Raw genomic sequence first — 18,486 nt, 5'->3', positions numbered from 1 at the left:
CAAATCTTGAAGAAAGACATAGAAACATTTTACCCTAAAAGTCAAGCAGATTGGAGAACATGGTTATTAGAAAATCATAAGTCTCAGGAATCCGTTTGGCTTCTTTTTTATAAGGTCTCATCTCTAGAGCCTTCCATTACTTGGAGTGAGGCAGTGGATGAAGCCCTATGTTTCGGCTGGATTGACAGTAAGAAACAAACAATTGACAAGTTCAGTTATCGCCAATTCTTCTCAAAAAGAAAACCCAAAAGCACTTGGTCAAAAATCAACAAAGACAAAGTTCAAACCCTAGAGAAAAAGGGTTTGATGACCCCAGAAGGGCTAAAATGCATTGATATCGCAAAAGAAAATGGTTCTTGGACTATGTTAGATGCCATAGATGCTCTCATAATTCCTGATGATTTAGAAAAAGAGTTTGCTAAACATTCAGGATCCAAAGAGTTCTTTGAGAACCTCAGTAAGTCACAAAAAAAGATAATTCTGTACTGGGTAACCATAGCTAAGAGAGAAGAAACCAAAGCAAAAAGAATGTCAGAAACGGCAGTATGTGCAGCTCAAAATCAGCTTCCAAAGCATTTAAGATAGCTATACTTAGAAAAGGTGGAGGAATTATAGACTTCAAACTACCGTCAATCCCATATTTACTAAGAATACTCTAAGCTTTAAACTGCCATACTTTTCGCAATTCCCTTAACTTTGTGTTTTCTTATTCCAAAGATAAATCCTTGTCCAAATGATTCATTTTTTTGGCGGTCAAGCCAATACCGTTTTTGCTGTTCAGACAGAAAACAATATTTCAAACGAAGACATCAAAAAGTTGCTTTGGCTTTTTCAAAGCCAAATTGATCATAAACACACCAAAACCAACGATAGCGAAGGTGTGCTAAATGCCACTTTTATAGGTCCACGTGCTGCTATGATTACTCCTTGGAGTACTAATGCCGTGGAAATAACCCAAAATATGGGTATTGAGGGTTTAATTAGGATTGAAGAATTTAAAGAGGTTCTTTCTGAAGAATCGGCTTTTGACCCAATGCTTTCTCAAAAATATAGCAGCCTTGGTCAGGACATCTACACTATAAATGTTAAACCAGAACCTATAAAAGAGATTGAAGACATTGACGCATATAACCTTTCAGAAGGTTTAGCCTTAAATGAAGAAGAGGTTAATTATTTAGTAGAGTTATCTAAAAAACTAGAAAGAAAACTGACCGATTCTGAAGTATTTGGTTTCTCTCAGGTTAATTCGGAGCACTGCCGTCACAAGATTTTCAATGGTACTTTTATCATTGATGGTGAAGAAAAACCAACTTCACTTTTCAAGCTGATAAAGAAAACATCACAAGAAAATCCAAATGACATAGTCTCCGCTTATAAAGATAACGTGGCTTTTGTCAAAGGGCCGGTAGTTACGCAGTTTGCACCTAAATCAGCGGACAAACCAGATTTTTATCAAGAAGAAGACTTTGATTCTGTAATATCTTTAAAAGCAGAAACACATAATTTCCCTACTACAGTAGAACCATTTAACGGTGCTGCTACAGGTGCTGGTGGAGAGATAAGAGATAGATTAGCAGGTGGGCAAGGTTCTTTGCCACTGGCAGGTACCGCGGTTTATATGACTTCATATTCTAGATTAGAAGAAAATAGACCTTGGGAAAAGGCAATGGACGAAAGACCATGGCTTTATCAAACACCTATGGACATTTTGATAAAAGCGTCAAACGGTGCGTCAGACTTTGGAAATAAATTTGGCCAGCCTTTGATTTCTGGTTCCTTACTCACGTTTGAGCACATTGAAAATTCTCGCAAGCTTGGTTTCGACAAAGTCATCATGATGGCTGGCGGAATAGGCTACGGAAAAGCATCACAGGCCATTAAGGCTGTTCCTGAAAAAGGAGATAAAGTAGTAATACTTGGAGGTGAAAACTACAGAATCGGAATGGGTGGAGCTGCGGTTTCATCTGCCGATACGGGCGAAATGGCCTCAGGAATTGAACTGAATGCAGTACAGCGCTCCAACCCTGAAATGCAAAAAAGAGCCGCCAATGCAATCAGAGGATTGGTAGAAAGTGCTGAAAACCCAATAGTTTCTATACACGACCACGGTGCAGGTGGACACTTAAACTGCCTTTCTGAATTAGTAGAAGAAACTGGTGGCGTGATAGACCTAGATAAATTACCCGTGGGTGACCCTACCCTATCTGCCAAAGAGATTATCGGAAACGAATCTCAAGAAAGAATGGGTTTAGTAATTGGTGAAAAAGATATTGACACCTTAAAGAAAATAGCAGACAGAGAACGTTCTCCAATGTACACCGTTGGTGAAGTTACGGGTGAACATCGTTTCACTTTTGTGTCCAAAACTACAGGAGCAAAGCCAATGGATTTTGCTATAAGTGATATGTTTGGCAGTTCGCCAAAAACTATCATGGACGATAAAACAGTGAAAAGAAACTACGCTGATTTATCTTATTCAAATGATAAAATAGAAGAATACTTAAATCAAGTATTGCAATTAGAAGCTGTGGCTTCAAAAGACTGGCTAACTAATAAAGTAGATAGATGTGTAGGCGGAAAAGTAGCCCAGCAGCAGTGTGCTGGCCCTTTACAGTTGCCCCTAAATAATGTAGGCGTAATGGCTCTCGACTTCAAAGGAAAAGAAGGAATTGCCACTTCTATAGGTCATTCGCCGGTTTCTGCTTTGGTAAATCCTGATGCGGGCTCTAGAAACTCCATAGGAGAAGCTCTTTCAAACATAGTTTGGGCACCCTTAACTGACGGTTTAAAATCAGTTTCATTATCTGCCAACTGGATGTGGCCATGTAAGAACGAAGGAGAAGATGCCAACTTATATAAAGCAGTAGAGGCTTGCTCAGAATTTGCTATTGCACTAGGAATCAATATTCCAACGGGCAAAGATTCGCTTTCAATGAAGCAGAAATATCCGAATGATGAGGTAATTGCTCCAGGAACAGTAATTATATCTGCAGGTGGTTCCTGCTCTGATATTAAGAAAGTGGTAGAGCCAGTTCTTCAAAAAGATGGAGGAAACATCTATTACCTAAACTTATCAAAAGACAATTTCAAATTAGGAGGAAGCTCTTTTGCTCAGGTTCTAAACAAAGTTGGAACCGAAGTGCCGACCATTACGGATTCTACGTATTTCAAAACTGCCTTTAATACACTGCAAGACCTTATTAAAGAAGGAAAAATCAAAGCAGGACATGACATTGGTAGCGGTGGTTTAATTACTACTTTATTAGAAATGTGTTTTGCTGATGTAAACCTTGGTGCTGAGTTTGACCTTACAAACTTAGGAGAGGTTGATTTTGTAAAAACACTATTTAATGAAAACATTGCAGTTGTTTTCCAAGCCGGTAGTGGAGTAGAAGAAACTTTTAAAACAAACGGAATAGCCTTACACAAAATAGGTAGCCCAAAAGAAGGCAATGAAGTAAGAATCAAAAACAATGAGGAAGTACTTAGCCTAAATGTATCTGAACTGAGAGATACTTGGTTTAAAACATCTTTCCTATTAGACCAAAAACAAGCATTTAACGGAACAGCAGCAGAAAGATATAAAAACTATAAAAACCAAGTACTAAACTATACCTTCCCTAGTCAATTTGACGGTGCTGCACCAGTCCTAGATTCTAAATCGGCAAGACCAAAAGCAGCGATTATCAGAGAAAAAGGAAGTAACTCCGAAAGAGAAATGGCAAACGCCATGTTCTTGGCTGGTTTTGATGTGAAAGATGTTCACATGACAGACTTAATTTCTGGACGTGAAACTTTAGAAGATATTCAATTTATTGGAGCTGTAGGAGGCTTCTCTAATTCTGATGTTTTGGGCTCTGCTAAAGGATGGGCAGGAGCATTTTTATATAATGAAAAAGCAAACACCGCTCTTAAAAACTTCTTCAAAAGAGAAGACACGCTTTCAGTAGGAATTTGTAACGGTTGTCAATTACTGATGGAGTTAGAAATGATTAATCCAGACCATGAAGTTCATGGAAAGTTAATTCATAATGACTCGCATAAGCATGAGAGCATTTTTACCTCAGTACAAATTCAAAAGAACAACTCCGTAATGCTTTCTACATTAGAAGGTGCTACACTAGGCGTTTGGGTTTCTCATGGTGAAGGGAAATTCAATTTACCTTACGGTGAAGAGAAATATAACATTGTAGGGAAATACGGTTATGAAAGCTATCCTGCTAACCCAAATGGCTCGGATTTTAATACAGCCATGATGTGCGATGCCACAGGAAGGCATTTAGTTATGATGCCGCACATTGAGCGTTCTACATTCCCATGGAACTGGGCACATTATCCTACAAACCGCGAATCTGACAAGGTTTCCCCTTGGTTAGAAGGTTTTGTAAATGCTAGAAAATGGGTAGAAAAAAGAATAAATAATATTGATTTGGTATAGAGGCAGAGCCTCTATACCAAATTCAAATGCTCCTCTAAAGAAGCTATTGACCTATCTATAATCAAGTGATAAAATGGTTCAGGATTATTGTTAACCTGAACATTCTCCAAGGCCCGATAATATTTGATTCTTGAATCAGGATCTCCTTTTAAAATGGCGATGGTATAACCATTCTGCAAAAGGATAAAATTCATTATCAAACGCGAGGTTCTACCATTACCATCTAAGAATGGGTGAATACTCACTAGCCTTTCGTGCATTTCTGCCGCTAAAATAACAGGATGCATACCCTTTTTTTGACGGTCATAATGAATAAAATAATCTTCCATTAGTTTATCAAGAAGAAATGGCTGTGGCGGCATAAATTCAGAACCGCCTATAGTCACAGGCACGTTTCTATACTTTCCAGCATTTTCATTATCAATACTTTTTAACACCAATCTATGCAAATCAAGAAGCGTTCTTCTATCTAGCCGTTCTTTCTCCGTAATTAGAGACTCTAAAAAAGAAATAGCTTCAGAATGATTAATAGCTTCCAAATGCTCCTTCATGCTTTTCCCTGAAATAGTAACGCCTTCCGCCACCACGAGCTGAGTTTCTTGTAAACTTAATGTATTACCTTCTATACGGTTACTGTCATAAGTGTACTTAGTATTGAAATAATCTAACAGTTTACTAAGCTGTGTGGTATTTAAAGGTTTTGATTCAGCCCATTTATCCTTTAAACGGTCTAGTTTCTCCAGCTTAGACTTGATATCATCACTCAATTCAGGCACCTCCAAACTTTTATCACCGCTTAAGTATTCTGCACGAGACTCACAAGCCATCAAAATATCCATAGGCTGAGGTTCATACTTCACCATTTCAATAATTTTATCCACTATCATCTCTCTTTTCAGCTTACGGTAAGAGATTTTGTAGCCATCTGCCAAACCAAATAAATGCTTCTGTGATGGCATTCTTTTCCCTGACTCATACTTTGAAAGCAGTGCCTGGTCTATACCCGTATTGGCTGAAATCTCTTGAATCTTTAAGCCAAGTTCTATCCTCCGCTCTTTTAAAATTTCATTTATCATATTTGACATATTTTGTCATGTCAAATTTAGTCATATTTTTTCGGAAAAGAAAACAGCCCAAAAAAAGGCTGTCAACTCAAAACTTATTCTGTTACAAATCTAAACCCTACCCCATGAACATTTTCAATTTTAAGTGATTCGTCTGGTGCCAGCATTTTTCTTAATCTAGTAATAAAAACATCTAAACTTCTTCCTAAGAAATAATCATCTCTACCCCAAATTTTGGTCAATATATCTTCTCTCTTAATAACAGAATCTCTCCTATCACAAAGGTATTTAAGCACTTCCGCTTCTCTGTGTGTTAGTTTTTTTATACCATCGTCAGAATCTAAAATCAGTTGCGAAAAGCTAAAATTATACTTTCCAATTTTATACTCATTTTGTTCATCTTCAATATCAGAAACCGTGCTCCTTTTTAAAAACACTTTAATTCTTAGCATAAGTTCTTCTATGCTAAAGGGCTTTGTTATATAGTCATCGCCTCCAATTTTAAGCCCTTCTATTTTATCTTCTTGTAAAACCTTTGCTGTCAAGAAAATAATAGGTATTTGCTCATTTTGTTCCCTAATCTTTTCAGCCAAAGAAAAGCCATCCAATTCTGGAAGCATGACGTCTAAAAGGCATAAATCAAATTTCTCTTTTTGAAAGTTCTTCAAGGCCTCTTTTCCATCCGCATAATGCGAAATCTCAAAACCCTCTTCCTCTAAATTATCTTTGATAACATAACTTAAGTTTTGGTCATCTTCTACATACAGTATCTTTGCCATTATTTCTCTTGGGGTATATTAATTCTGAATACGGTGCCCACACCGTATTCACTTTCTACGTTAATTTTCCATTTGTGAGCTTTAACTATTTGCTCTACATAATTTAGACCAAGCCCAAAACCCTTCACATTGTGTACATTGCCCGTTGGTACTCTATAAAACTTATTAAATATTTTTCCTAAATATTCCTCTGGAATTCCTATACCCATGTCCCTAACCTCAAGTACTACACCAGTATCATCATTCCTCGTAACCACAGTTATGTCGGCTGGCTTTTTAGAATACTTAATAGCGTTTTCTACCAAGTTTCGCACAACACTCAAAAGGTGAACCTTATCCGCATAAATAGAAGTCTGCACGGCATTCAATTTTAAAGTCAAACCATTACCTATTTCTAATTTAACACTCTCTAATACCTCCGATAACAGCAAGTGAAGTTCTTGTAACTGTATGTTAAGTTCCAACTTTCCTTTACCCACTTTGGCTGTGGTCAAAACTGTTTCAACTTGGTTTTTTAATCGTAGATTCTCTTGTTTGATTATCTGAACATACCTCTTCATTCTTTCGGGCTGTTCCATAATCTTATCTTGTGCCAGCACATCTGTAGCTACCCTTATGGTAGAGATAGGCGTTTGAAACTCATGCGTCATGTTATTTACAAAATCACGCTGAACTTCACTCAGCTTCTTCTGCCTTAAAATCACAAACATGGCATAAACGAAGAAACCAGTAATCAATAAAGTTATAAACGAAGACAAGATCCAAAAATCTAGATTTTGGAACAAAAAACTCCCTTTCGAAGGAAATCTAACACCAAAGTAATTCAAAAATTTATCTGTCTTTGGTAAGATAGTTGGCTCTATATGATCTATTTCAAAGTTGGCATTTACACTCCCTCCATATCTTATCTCATCAGTATCACAGTCATAAATACCATACTCAAAACTAGTATTCACATCATGTTTTTTGAACTCTTGCCTCAAATAATGTTCTAAAACAGGAGCATCTAATGGAGTTCTTAAATTAACTACATAATAATCATCTTCAAGCCTCTCTACTGGAGTCTCAATTTCTTTCAGTTCGTAAATTCTGGAGATATTATTCGCGACCTCATTTAAGGCCTCCACAGCTGACTGCCTAAAACGGTCATTTTCAATATCATATGCCCGCTTGACCCAAAATATTTGGATCCCAATTATGGCGGCAATAGCTAAACTACCAGTAATTATGATCAGACGTATAGCGTTACGTGTCAAATTCGGTTTTTTTATGGAAAGTCTTTATTAAGACAAATATAAGATAAAATGACTTAAACTAACTCTAAACTAGCTTTCTACATTATTTGCCAAACTAAAAACCAAGCTTCGGAGTTAAATAGTAATACCCCTTAAGTTAAATCAATATGTCAACAGATAAAAAAACAGCTTTACTTGCAGGTGCTTCGGGCCTCATCGGCCAAACTCTACTACAACAGCTCCTAAATAGTAATGAATATAGCAAAATCACAATTTTAGTAAGACGCCCATTAGAATTACAACACCCGTTGTTAGAACAAAAAGTTATAAACTTTGATAAAATAGGCACCTTAGAGTTAAAAGCTGATGATATATTCTGCACATTAGGTACGACCATAAAGACCGCCGGATCTAAAGAGGCCTTTAAACGTGTAGACAAAGAATATCCGCTCCAAATAGCAAACCAGTCTTTTAATAATGGTGCAAGACTATTTGCCATAGTAACTTCTATGGGCTCAAATAAAAATTCCAGTTTTTTCTATAATCAGGTGAAAGGCGAGCTTGAAGAAGAACTAAAAAATATTAATTTTCAACATATTGGAATTTTTAGACCTTCAATGCTAGTAGGAAATAGAAAAGAAAGTAGAATTGGAGAAAAAATAGGACAAATATTTATGAAGGTTTTCGATTTCCTTATCCCAAAGAAATACAAAGCCATTCATGTTGACAAAGTAGCCTTAGCAATGCTTGAATATGCAAAAAGACCCAAAGAGGGTCTTTCTGAAATTGAATCTGACAAAATGTATTAATCTATTCCCACTTTAATTCAGAATCCCCAAAGGCATCTGAATCTATAACTGTATCTTCTTTTACTTTTTCCACGGCTGGAGCAATTTCTACCACTTTTTCAGTTTCTTCTTTATTATCAAACTGTTCAAAATCAAAATCAGGCAATAATTCAGTTTTGATGTGATCTACTGTTTCTTGAAGAGCATCAACAAACTTGTTAAAGTCCTCCTTATAAATAAACATTTTACTTTTCTCGTAAAAAAAGTCTCCGTCTCGCTGCTGTCTTCTACTTTCCGTAACCGTTAAGTAATAATCATTTGCTCTTGTTGCTCTTACATCAAAAAAATAGGTGCGTTTCCCTGCACGTACTCGCTTTGAGTATATCATTTCTCTCTCTTCGTTTTGCACTTTATAAGTAGGGTTTGAAGGTTAATATTGAAGTCAAAAATAGTTTTTTATTCGATATACCCAAAAAAAACAACGACAAGATTAGATTCTACAACATCAAACTAAACTCATAATCGGCGTTTTTATAGCCATTATAGAATCTATTACTTATTTTTCAATAATCATTTTAACAAATATTAGCACCCATAATTAACCACCGCCCTCAATTTATTTAACTTTGTATTTGGAACAATGCCTAACAATGTGAAAATCATTTCATTTATTTTCATACTCAGCTTATTTTCTCCTGGTGAACCAGAGACAGTTAACTATGAACCTTTCTTAGGAACCGAATTTAAGGGCAAGGCCTCTTTTTACGGACCAAGATTTCATGGAAAAACAACGGCAAACGGTGAAAAAATGGACCAAAATGCATTTACCTGTGCTCATAAAAATCTACCTTTCGGTACAATGTTAGAAGTCCGAAATCCTGAAAATGGAATGCAAGTAGTAGTTAGAGTTAATGACCGCGGCCCTTTTGTTAAAGGAAGAGTTTTAGACGTTTCGGCCGGAGCCGCCAAAGCTTTAAAAATGAGAGATAGTGGCGTAATTGATATAGAGGCCACTGTGGTGGGTGAAAACGGCAAAGTATATATAAAGTCTACAAGTCCATTTTCAAGAATTTTGAATTCGGAAGTAATGGAAGAAGTGGCTGACTGGCTCAAATAATAACATGGAGAAACTAGATTTAGGAAAAGTAAGAGAATATGGTAATCTGGAGCTTTTAGCCAGACAAATGGTGGAAGGTTTTATTACCGGCTTACATAAGTCTCCATTTCATGGCTTCTCGGTAGAATTTGCTGAACATCGGCTTTACAACTCAGGTGAAAGTACAAAACACATTGACTGGAAGGTATTTGGCAAAACTGACAGACTCTTCGTTAAACGATATGAAGAAGAGACTAATTTAAGATGTCACCTTCTAATTGACAGCTCTTCTTCTATGTATTACCCAGCCAAAAACAATGGCAAACTAACCTTCAGCTGTTTGGCGGCTGCCACCTTGGCAAACCTCATGAAAAAGCAGCGTGACGCGGTAAGTTTAACGGCATTTTCTGATAAAATTGAGGTGCAAACTGCAGTAAAGTCTACGGGTGGGCATATTCATCAGATTTATGTGGAGTTAGAAAAACTCATGACGCAGGAGCAGACCAATAAAACCTCCGCTGTAGCAGATACCTTGCACCTAATAGCCGACTCCATTCATAAACGCTCTCTGGTAGTTATATTCAGTGATATGTTTGAAAAAATGGATGACTTAACTACCATCTTTTCTGCCTTACAACATCTCAAACACAACAAACATGAAGTGCTTATTTTCCATGTAACAGAGCAAAGTACAGAACGTGACTTTAACTTTGATGAACGCCCTTACGAATTTATTGATGTAGAAACTGGTGAAAAAGTAAGAGCACAACCTTCCCAAGTAAAAGACCAATACAAAACGGCCGTTCAAAGTTTTTATAAGGACTTAAGATTAAAATGCGGCCAATATAAAATTGACTTCGTAGAGGCCGATATTAATCAAGGCTTTGATCAAGTAATGGCTGCATTTTTGACTCGCAGAGCAAAAATGAAATAAACAATTCTATCTCAAATAAGACTCCAGTTCTTCTTTTTGAGTTAAATGATGCCGTAAATGAAACTCAGTATTCAATAACCACTCTTTCGCATTGAGCATGCCAAAATAAAAGTGATTGGTTCTATACTCCCCGGCATCTTGCTCTACAGCTTCTATAGTAGCCAGAAGAGCTCCCTGTAACTTCTTAAAACCTTCTTTATAATGAGCAATACTTTGTCCTGTTATTACAGGATTTATCTCGGCATCAGGTCTTTTAAACTTCTGTTTTAGAGGAAAACCATTATTTTTCAAAACGAAATTACCTGATTCACTCGGCGTTCCACCTAATTGTCCTTTGCGATGTTCCAAACACCTATTTATATTGGCCAAAAAGAACACAAACCCCGTCACTTGAAGGTGCTCATACATTTGGGCTAGTGACCAAATATCAGGCGAATACTTAAACGCAAATTCCTCGTCAGAATATGAATCTAAACTTTCAATATATGACTTAAAGCTTTCAATTAATTTATCTTTCATAATGACTTAATGTCTAATAAAAATAGGTTCGCTTTCCTTATTCCATCTATTGACGGTAGTTACCATATAAATATAAACTGTATTTGTGCGTCTTGTTTTGTCAATATATTCGCTACTTAAAGTTATTGCCAAAATATGTTTAGGGTCACCCGCATTTAAAGCCTCCCCTTCTTTAAATCTATAAACTACATTTTTAAACCCTACAGGCTTTTCATTTTCCCATGAAAGTTTTACACCTTCCTTAATATTAGTCAGTAATAAGCCTTTCGGTGTTTGAACTTGCCCTTTACCCAAGCCATTAACTTCAGGTACCAATGCAGGATATTTATATCGGGTGGCTATAGAGTCTGCCAAACCAAGGTTATTCTTAATGAAAGTATTTGTATTGTAAAATATACTCCCGTCTACACCTGAACTATACCTATTATAGTCAACTTGTCGTGGAATTTGATTTGGGTCTTTCCAGGCTTTAGTGCTAGAATTTCCCTCAACTCTATAAACCCCATGCCCTATATATAGTTTGGCTTTTCCGTGGTTTTTAGTCCACCAATCCGTCAAAGTACCATAAGGCACTAAATTATGTTCAAAAGGAAAATAGATTTGCGGAGCTATATAATCAATCCAACCCTCTATGGCCCATTTTCTAGTATCTGCAAATAGTAAATCATAGGATGGCTGCCCACCCTTAGTTTCTGAGCCCAGAGGATCATCCGACCTATTTCGCCAAACACCAAAAGGGCTTATCCCAAAGCTAACCCAACTCTTCTCACGCTTTATAGCATCGGATATCCCCTTGATAATCAAGTCAATATTATTTCTTCGCCAATCCTCTATATTTCTAAAACCATTAGGATACTTCGCAAAAGCGGCATGATCTTCTAGCTCTAAACCAGTGACTTTATAAGGGTAAAAATAATCATCAAAGTGAATCCCGTCCACATCATATTCCCTTACAATATTCATGACTACATCTATAATGTATGATCGCACTTCCGGCAATCCAAAGTTATAAAGTTGGTAATCTCCATAACCTATAAACCACTCTGGCTTGGTATAAATCAAATGATTATTCATCACCGAACCCGCCAAACGGTGCTTTCCTCTATTTAAGTTTAACCATGCATGAAATTCCAAACCCTCTTGATGAGCCTCCTCAATCATAAACTCTAATGGGTCATAAAACGGTTGAGGACCTTTACCCTGCTCACCCATAAGCCATTCAGACCACGGTTCCTTACTTTTAGCATAAAACGCATCTGAAGCTGCTCTAACCTGAACAATCAAAGCATTTATTCCCCTTCCTTTATGGTGTTTTACAATATCCCGAAACTCCTTTTTCTGAACTTCTGAACTAAGCCCTTTCTGACTAGGCCAGTCAATATTAGCAATAGTGGCTACCCAAGCACCTCTAAACTCTCTTTTAGGAATACTGGTTTTAACATTGACAGCCTTAAATTCAGGTACCTCCACTTCTTTTTGAAATGATTCTAGAGGCTTTTTTGAACAAGAATAAAATAAAACGATGAGTAATGTAGCCGAAGCAAGCAGTTTTGGCATCAATTGCACTATTTATTTCGGCTTAAAAATACCACAAAAAGAATGATTAAAGTATTTTTTGCTACATTTGCTTCGTTAACATAAGAGAGCAAACTCTCTAAAAAGTTTTATCGTTTTAAACAAACGAAAATTTCCCAACAGTAAAGTATGAAAGAATACGGAAGCAATATCCAAAAGCTGGTGGAGCATGTAATTTCTGTACCAGACAAGGACAAACGCACCAAACACGCACATATATTAATAGAACTAATGCGTCAGATTCATCCTCAAATGAGAGATGGAAATGACTATTCTAAAAAATTGTGGGATGACCTCTATATCATGGCAAACTTTGACCTTGATGTGGACAGCCCTTTTCCTCCTCCTCCAAAAGAAATTTTAGGTAAAAGACCACCTAAAATGCCTTATAGACAAAGCAATCTGAAACACAAATATTACGGAAGAAATATTGAGCTATTAGTGCTTAAAGCAGTAGCTACGGAGTCTTTTGACGAGCGTAAAGCTTTTGTTTCTTACTTGGTAAAGTTGATGCAAAACTCTTTCTTAGCATGGAATAAAGACAATATTCAAACGGAGACTGTTTTACAGCAAATTCTCCAAATGTCTGGTTTTAAACTTCAAGCCGAAGTAGATGCCATAAGAAAAGATGGTCTGGTACCTGACGCAAACCCTAAGGATGGCAACCGCGTTCCAAATAGGTTTAACAATGCCCAAACTTTCCGTAAAAATCAATCTGGCGGAAACTCTAACGGTGGTAAAAGATACAAAAACAACAAAAACAAAAGCGGTAAGTATAAACAACGCCGTAGATACTAATCGCTAACTAATCTTTCCTAATTAATGTCTTCATTTAAAATAACAGGTGGCAAAAAACTTCAAGGAGAATTAACACCACAAGGAGCAAAAAACGAAGCTCTTCAAATTCTTTGTGCCGTCATTCTTACCAAAGAAGCGGTAGAAATTCATAACATTCCTAATATTAGGGATGTAAATAAACTCATGGAGCTTTTAGAAGACATGGGTGTAAAACGTACAAAACTAGGAGAAGGCTCTTATAGGTTTGAAGCATCTGAGGTTAACTTTGATTACTTCGAAACTGATGCTTATAAAGAAAAAGCTTCTTCTTTAAGAGGCTCTATCATGCTTTTAGGACCTATGTTGGCTCGTTTTTCTAAAGGAAAAGCACCAAGACCAGGCGGAGACAAGATCGGTAGAAGACCTCTTGATACGCACTTTGTAGGCTTCCAAAAGCTAGGAGCCACTTTTACGTATGAAGCCGATGACGCTTTCTATACGGTAGAAGGAGAAAACATGGAAGGTGGTTATGTATGGATGGATGAAATATCTGTTACCGGTACTGCCAACGTGGTTATGGCCGCAGTTATGACCAAAGGCACTACCACCGTTTATAACGCGGCATGTGAGCCATATTTACAGCAGCTTTGCAAAATGCTGAATCGCATGGGAGCTAAAATCTCTGGTGTGGGTTCTAATCTTTTGACTATTGAAGGTGTAGAAGAAATGAGTGGCTGTGAGCACACCATGCTTCCAGATATGATTGAGATTGGTAGTTTCATTGGCCTAGCGGCAATGACAAAGTCAGAAATCACCATCAAAAACTGTCAAATAAAAGAACTTGGAATCATACCTGCCACTTTCAAAAAATTAGGTATTGAAATGGAATTTAGAGGTGATGATATTTATATTCCTGCTCAAGAGAACTACGAAATCAACACTTTGATTGACGGCTCGATATTAACTATTTATGATGCTCCTTGGCCAGGCTTTACACCTGACTTAATATCTATAATCTTAGTCACTGCCATACAGTCAAAAGGAACACTCCTAGTACATCAGAAGATGTTTGAAAGCCGTTTATTTTTCGTGGATAAGCTTATTGACATGGGTGGGCAAATTATTCTTTGTGACCCACACAGAGCAACTGTTGTTGGCTTAAATCGCTCTCATAACCTAAAGGGAATCAGAATGACTTCACCTGATATTAGAGCAGGTGTTGCTCTTTTAATAGCTGCACTTTCTGCTGACGGAACTAGTATTATTGACAATATAGAGCAGATTGACCGAGGATATCAAAACATTGACGACCGTCTAAATGCTATCGGTGCTGAAATAGTTCGAGTGTAAGCTATTTTCAAAACATATATTTGAAAGGAGAGTTTAACCGCTCTCCTTTTTTTATAGCTAGACTTTAAAGTTGATTTGTCTTACATTTATAAGCTCAACCCATATTAAATGAAAAAGACATTTACCTTACTCCTATTTACACTTTCTATAAACTGTTTTTCACAGGATAATAGGAAACAAAACTTCCCAAAGCTGGAAGAAAAAGTATCTAAAATACCCAACAAAAGTAAAGTCTGGGTATTTATCATGGCTGGTCAGTCCAATATGGCAGGGAGGGGTTTTGTAGAACCACAAGACACTATAAGTAATGCTAGAATTCTCACCCTGAATAAAAATAGGCAGTTAATTAAAGCCAAAGAACCCCTTCACTGGTACGAACCTAATTTGACTGGACTTGACTGCGGAATGTCATTTGCAAAAAACTTACTTCCAAATATCCCGGAAGATGTTAGCATTCTAATACTTCCAGTAGCTATTGGCGGTAGCTCTACTACACAATGGCTCGGCGACTCAACCTATAGAGGAGTTCAGCTTTTTACCAATTTCAAAGAAAAAGTAGCTTTCGCAAAAAACTATGGAAACATCAAAGGTATTATATGGCACCAAGGCGAAAGTGATGCCAATGAAGGTTTCCTCCCTGATTATAGTAGCAGGATTGAAAATCTTTTTAAACAATTCAGAAAGGAAATTGGCAATAAAAAAATTCCGATTATTATGGGTGAAATAGGTAGCTACTCAAAATCAAACGAATATTGGCAAAAGATAAACTCTAAAATTCACCGCTATTCCGCTGCAGCCAAATATACTGATTTCATTCACACCCAAGACCTTAATCACAAAGGCGATTTCATTCACTTTAATTCAGAAGGACAGCGTGAAATGGGAAAGCGATTTGCTCAGAAATATTTACTGATGGACAAATAAAGCTTTCAAGGATTTATTGAGCTATGTCAATCCTTAAAAGAAGAATAATTGATATCAATTCCATCAAAATTTAGCTAATTTTGGAAACTTAGTGAATCTATAAAACATTTGTTTTCAAAATCTAAATGGCCAAATCCAAACCAAAAAAGGAAACTCCATTAAACAAGCAATACAATCAAATAAAGGTCAAATACCCAGGTGCCTTACTGCTCTTTAGGGTAGGCGATTTTTACGAGACCTTTGGCGAAGACGCCATAAAAGCTTCTAAGATTTTAGGAATAGTTTTAACGAAACGAAATAACGGCGGTGCGAATCAAGAGTTGGCTGGTTTCCCGCATCATTCCTTAGACACCTACTTGCCAAAGTTGGTCCGTGCAGGTGAGAGAGTTGCCATCTGTGACCAACTAGAAGACCCAAAAACCGTTAAAGGGATAGTAAAACGTGGTGTTACTGAACTAGTTACACCTGGAGTTTCTTATAATGATAACGTACTAGAAACCAAACAGAATAATTACCTAGCTTCTATTCATTTTGGCTCAAAAGATAACTTTGGTATCTCTTTCTTAGATATCTCCACAGGAGAGTTTTCATGTACCGAAGGTTCAGCTTCATATATTGATAAACTATTGCAAAGCTTCGCACCCGCCGAAGTTCTTTATTGCAAGCAAAATAATGCAAAATTCAAAGAAACTTTTGGTGATAGATTTAACACCTACACTTTTGATGACTGGGCCTATACATATGATTTCGCCTTCCCTATTCTGACCAAACATTTTAAAACGACTACTTTAAAGGGTTTTGGAATTGAAAACCTTAAAGATGGCGTAACGGCAGCTGGAGTAATATTACAATACCTAGAAGACACAGAACACCGAGAAATCAATCACATTTCTAGCTTAGCGAGGCTTGATGAAGACAAGTTCGTTTGGCTTGATAAGTTTACCATAAGAAATCTAGAGTTGGTCTTTCCACAGCACGAAGGCGGTGTTCCTTTGATTGACATTTTAGATCAAACTATAACCCCTATGGGTGCTCGTTGCCTCAGAAAGTGGGTAGTCTTACCGTTAAAAGAACTAAAACCGATTCAAGATAGGCAAGACACGGTAGAGGTTTTTGTGAAAGAGCCAGAGCAACTAGAAGAAATTCAGGCTCTTCTAAAGCCCATTGGCGATTTAGAAAGACTAATTTCTAAAGTAGCTGTACGCAGAATTAGCCCTCGTGAAATAGTGCAGCTCAACAGAGCTCTTAAACAAATGGCTCCGCTAAAAGAAGTTTTAGAAAAACTCAGCAAAGAAAATCCTATTTTCAAAAAATACGCAGACCAACTAGCCGACTGTAAATTCTTAGTTGATTTAATTTCTACCCAGATTAAAGACGATGCTCCTCATGTTAGTAACAAAGGCGGCATGATTAAAACTGGGGTTGACCCTGTACTAGATGAATACCATGAAATAGCATTTTCTGGCAAAGACTTCTTACTCGGTATTCAAAGAAGAGAATCTGGCAATACAGGAATCACATCTCTAAAAATAGCCTATAATAAAGTTTTTGGATACTATTTAGAGGTTTCAAACGCTCATAAAGATAAAGTTCCAGCCGAGTGGATTAGAAAGCAGACCTTAGTAAACGCCGAAAGGTACATTACAGAAGAATTAAAGGTTTACGAAGAAAAAATCTTAACTGCCGAGAGTAAGATTTTTGATATCGAGTTTAAGATCTATAATGAACTTGTTATTGCGGCGGGCGAATTTGTATCGCAAATTCAACAAAACGCCAGAGTTATTTCTGCTTTAGACGCTTTGGCTTCATTTGCGGTAATTGCAAATCAAAACCACTATTGCAAACCTGATTTAGAAGAAAGCAGTATTATTAACATTAAAGACGGGCGTCATCCAGTTATTGAAAAACAGCTTCCTCCTGGGGAAAGCTATGTACCCAATGATTTGATACTTAATGACGATGACCAACAAATCATCATAGTAACGGGACCTAATATGGCAGGTAAGTCGGCTCTACTAAGACAGACAGCTTTAATAGTGTTAATGGCTCAAATAGGAAGTTTTGTTCCTGCCGAGGCAGCCCGAATAGGATTAGTTGATAAAATATTTACACGCGTAGGTGCTAGCGACAACCTCTCAAGGGGGGAATCTACCTTTATGGTGGAAATGACCGAAACGGCTTCTATTCTTAATAATTTAAGTGAAAAAAGCTTGGTAATCATGGACGAAATAGGCCGTGGAACTAGTACTTATGACGGTGTAAGTATAGCTTGGAGCATTTCTGAATACCTACATAACAATCAAAAGTTCAAGCCACGAACCTTATTTGCCACGCATTATCATGAATTAAACCAACTCACCGAAGACTTTGATAGAATCAAGAATTTTAATGTGGCGGTTAAAGAAGTTAATGGGAAGGTTGTTTTTCTACGGAAACTAAAAGAAGGCGGTAGCGAACACAGTTTTGGTATTCATGTGGCTCAAATAGCGGGAATGCCGCAATCTATTGTGCTACGAGCTAGCGAAATCTTACTACACTTAGAAAAAGATAATATCAAAGAAAAAAATAAAGAGAAAATAAGAGAGGCTCCTAAAGATAATTTTCAACTTAGTTTCTTTGACGCTCCTGACCCAAAAATGCAGGAATTGAAAGAGAAAATGGAGAGTATTGATGTTAATACTTTATCCCCGATTGAGGCTTTACTAAAGCTTAATGAGCTAAAAAAACTGTTGGAATAAAATCATACTCTTTCTTTTAAACTCTTCCCAGAAAGCCTTGATTCCCTCAAGGCTTTTTTTCTTACACCATTCCTGAAAGTCTTTCAAGCGTCATTATCACACAATACGACGCGACAGAATATTAGTTTGCACAAATTGACTTATACTGTGTTTTTATTTTAAGTTTTAAATAAAAAGCGATATTATAATTTACAATATTGGATTATAATAACTTAATATTCTTCATTTACCACGTATTTATACTTCAGACCTACGGAAAAATACTGGAC

At 36.9% G+C, this 18,486-nt stretch carries 15 protein-coding genes; 9 read left to right on the top strand and 6 right to left on the bottom strand.

All coding sequences use genetic code 11. The features are described from left to right. Nucleotides 1-6: 6 nt before the first annotated feature. Entirely contained in the window at nucleotides 7-585 is a 579-nt protein-coding gene (locus AADJ06_RS14835) for a YdeI/OmpD-associated family protein (protein ID WP_341227261.1), read from the top strand. Between the two features lie 148 nt (nucleotides 586-733). After that, nucleotides 734-4,438, top strand: a complete 3,705-nt coding sequence (gene purL / locus AADJ06_RS14830) for a phosphoribosylformylglycinamidine synthase (protein ID WP_341227260.1) — start codon at nucleotides 734-736, stop codon at nucleotides 4,436-4,438. A gap of 11 nt (nucleotides 4,439-4,449) precedes the next feature. Here the strand turns inward: purL and AADJ06_RS14825 are convergent, their stop codons facing one another. From AADJ06_RS14825 to AADJ06_RS14815, 3 genes are all read right to left on the bottom strand, one after another. Further along, nucleotides 4,450-5,514, bottom strand: a complete 1,065-nt coding sequence (locus tag AADJ06_RS14825; RefSeq protein ID WP_341227259.1) for a Fic family protein — start codon at nucleotides 5,512-5,514, stop codon at nucleotides 4,450-4,452. An 83-nt stretch (nucleotides 5,515-5,597) separates the two neighbouring features. Further along, nucleotides 5,598-6,281 carry a response regulator transcription factor gene (locus tag AADJ06_RS14820; RefSeq protein WP_341227258.1) on the bottom strand — a complete coding sequence of 228 codons (684 nt, stop codon included), beginning with the start codon at nucleotides 6,279-6,281 and terminating at the stop codon, nucleotides 5,598-5,600. Continuing rightward, complete coding sequence (locus AADJ06_RS14815; protein WP_341227257.1) at nucleotides 6,281-7,537, bottom strand: HAMP domain-containing sensor histidine kinase; 1,257 nt, start codon at nucleotides 7,535-7,537, stop codon at nucleotides 6,281-6,283. The genes AADJ06_RS14820 and AADJ06_RS14815 overlap by 1 nt, the downstream gene beginning before the upstream one ends. A 146-nt stretch (nucleotides 7,538-7,683) precedes the next feature. Between AADJ06_RS14815 and AADJ06_RS14810 the strand changes: the two genes are divergently transcribed. Then, nucleotides 7,684-8,325, top strand: coding sequence for an oxidoreductase (locus AADJ06_RS14810; RefSeq protein ID WP_341227256.1), 642 nt, complete (start codon nucleotides 7,684-7,686; stop codon nucleotides 8,323-8,325). A 1-nt stretch (nucleotide 8,326) separates the two neighbouring features. Here AADJ06_RS14810 and AADJ06_RS14805 read toward each other — a convergent pair whose 3' ends face one another. After that, entirely contained in the window at nucleotides 8,327-8,713 is a 387-nt protein-coding gene (locus AADJ06_RS14805) for a DUF3276 family protein (protein WP_341227255.1), read from the bottom strand. Nucleotides 8,714-8,956: 243 nt separating this feature from the next. On the opposite strand from AADJ06_RS14805, the gene AADJ06_RS14800 reads away from it, so the two are divergent. Further along, nucleotides 8,957-9,421, top strand: coding sequence for a septal ring lytic transglycosylase RlpA family protein (locus AADJ06_RS14800; protein WP_341227254.1), 465 nt, complete (start codon nucleotides 8,957-8,959; stop codon nucleotides 9,419-9,421). 4 nt (nucleotides 9,422-9,425) lie between these two features. Then, nucleotides 9,426-10,334 (top strand): DUF58 domain-containing protein, encoded by a 909-nt coding sequence (locus AADJ06_RS14795; RefSeq protein WP_341227253.1) that lies wholly within the window; start codon nucleotides 9,426-9,428, stop codon nucleotides 10,332-10,334. Between the two features lie 6 nt (nucleotides 10,335-10,340). Here AADJ06_RS14795 and AADJ06_RS14790 read toward each other — a convergent pair whose 3' ends face one another. Continuing rightward, the gene (locus AADJ06_RS14790; protein WP_341227252.1) at nucleotides 10,341-10,853 is read right to left on the bottom strand and encodes a DinB family protein; all 513 of its coding nucleotides are present in this window, start codon (nucleotides 10,851-10,853) and stop codon (nucleotides 10,341-10,343) included. A 6-nt stretch (nucleotides 10,854-10,859) separates the two neighbouring features. Then, nucleotides 10,860-12,410, bottom strand: a complete 1,551-nt coding sequence (locus AADJ06_RS14785) for a family 10 glycosylhydrolase (protein ID WP_341227251.1) — start codon at nucleotides 12,408-12,410, stop codon at nucleotides 10,860-10,862. A 147-nt stretch (nucleotides 12,411-12,557) separates the two neighbouring features. Between AADJ06_RS14785 and AADJ06_RS14780 the strand changes: the two genes are divergently transcribed. The 4 genes from AADJ06_RS14780 (at nucleotide 12,558) to mutS (ending at nucleotide 18,217) form a co-directional block, all read left to right on the top strand. Further along, complete coding sequence (locus AADJ06_RS14780) at nucleotides 12,558-13,226, top strand: DUF4290 domain-containing protein (protein ID WP_341227250.1); 669 nt, start codon at nucleotides 12,558-12,560, stop codon at nucleotides 13,224-13,226. 24 nt (nucleotides 13,227-13,250) lie between these two features. Further along, a complete protein-coding gene (gene murA / locus AADJ06_RS14775; protein ID WP_341227249.1) occupies nucleotides 13,251-14,555 on the top strand; it encodes a UDP-N-acetylglucosamine 1-carboxyvinyltransferase in 1,305 nt (434 codons plus the stop codon). A 108-nt stretch (nucleotides 14,556-14,663) separates the two neighbouring features. Beyond that, complete coding sequence (locus AADJ06_RS14770) at nucleotides 14,664-15,479, top strand: sialate O-acetylesterase (protein WP_341227248.1); 816 nt, start codon at nucleotides 14,664-14,666, stop codon at nucleotides 15,477-15,479. Between the two features lie 125 nt (nucleotides 15,480-15,604). Next, a complete protein-coding gene (mutS, locus tag AADJ06_RS14765; protein WP_341227247.1) occupies nucleotides 15,605-18,217 on the top strand; it encodes a DNA mismatch repair protein MutS in 2,613 nt (870 codons plus the stop codon). Nucleotides 18,218-18,486 lie beyond the last annotated feature (269 nt).

Source organism: uncultured Arcticibacterium sp. (genome assembly GCF_964021845.1).
GTDB lineage: Bacteria > Bacteroidota > Bacteroidia > Cytophagales > Spirosomataceae > Arcticibacterium.
Note: the sequence above shows the minus strand (reverse complement) of the source record. Positions and strands in the feature narration are given on the sequence as shown.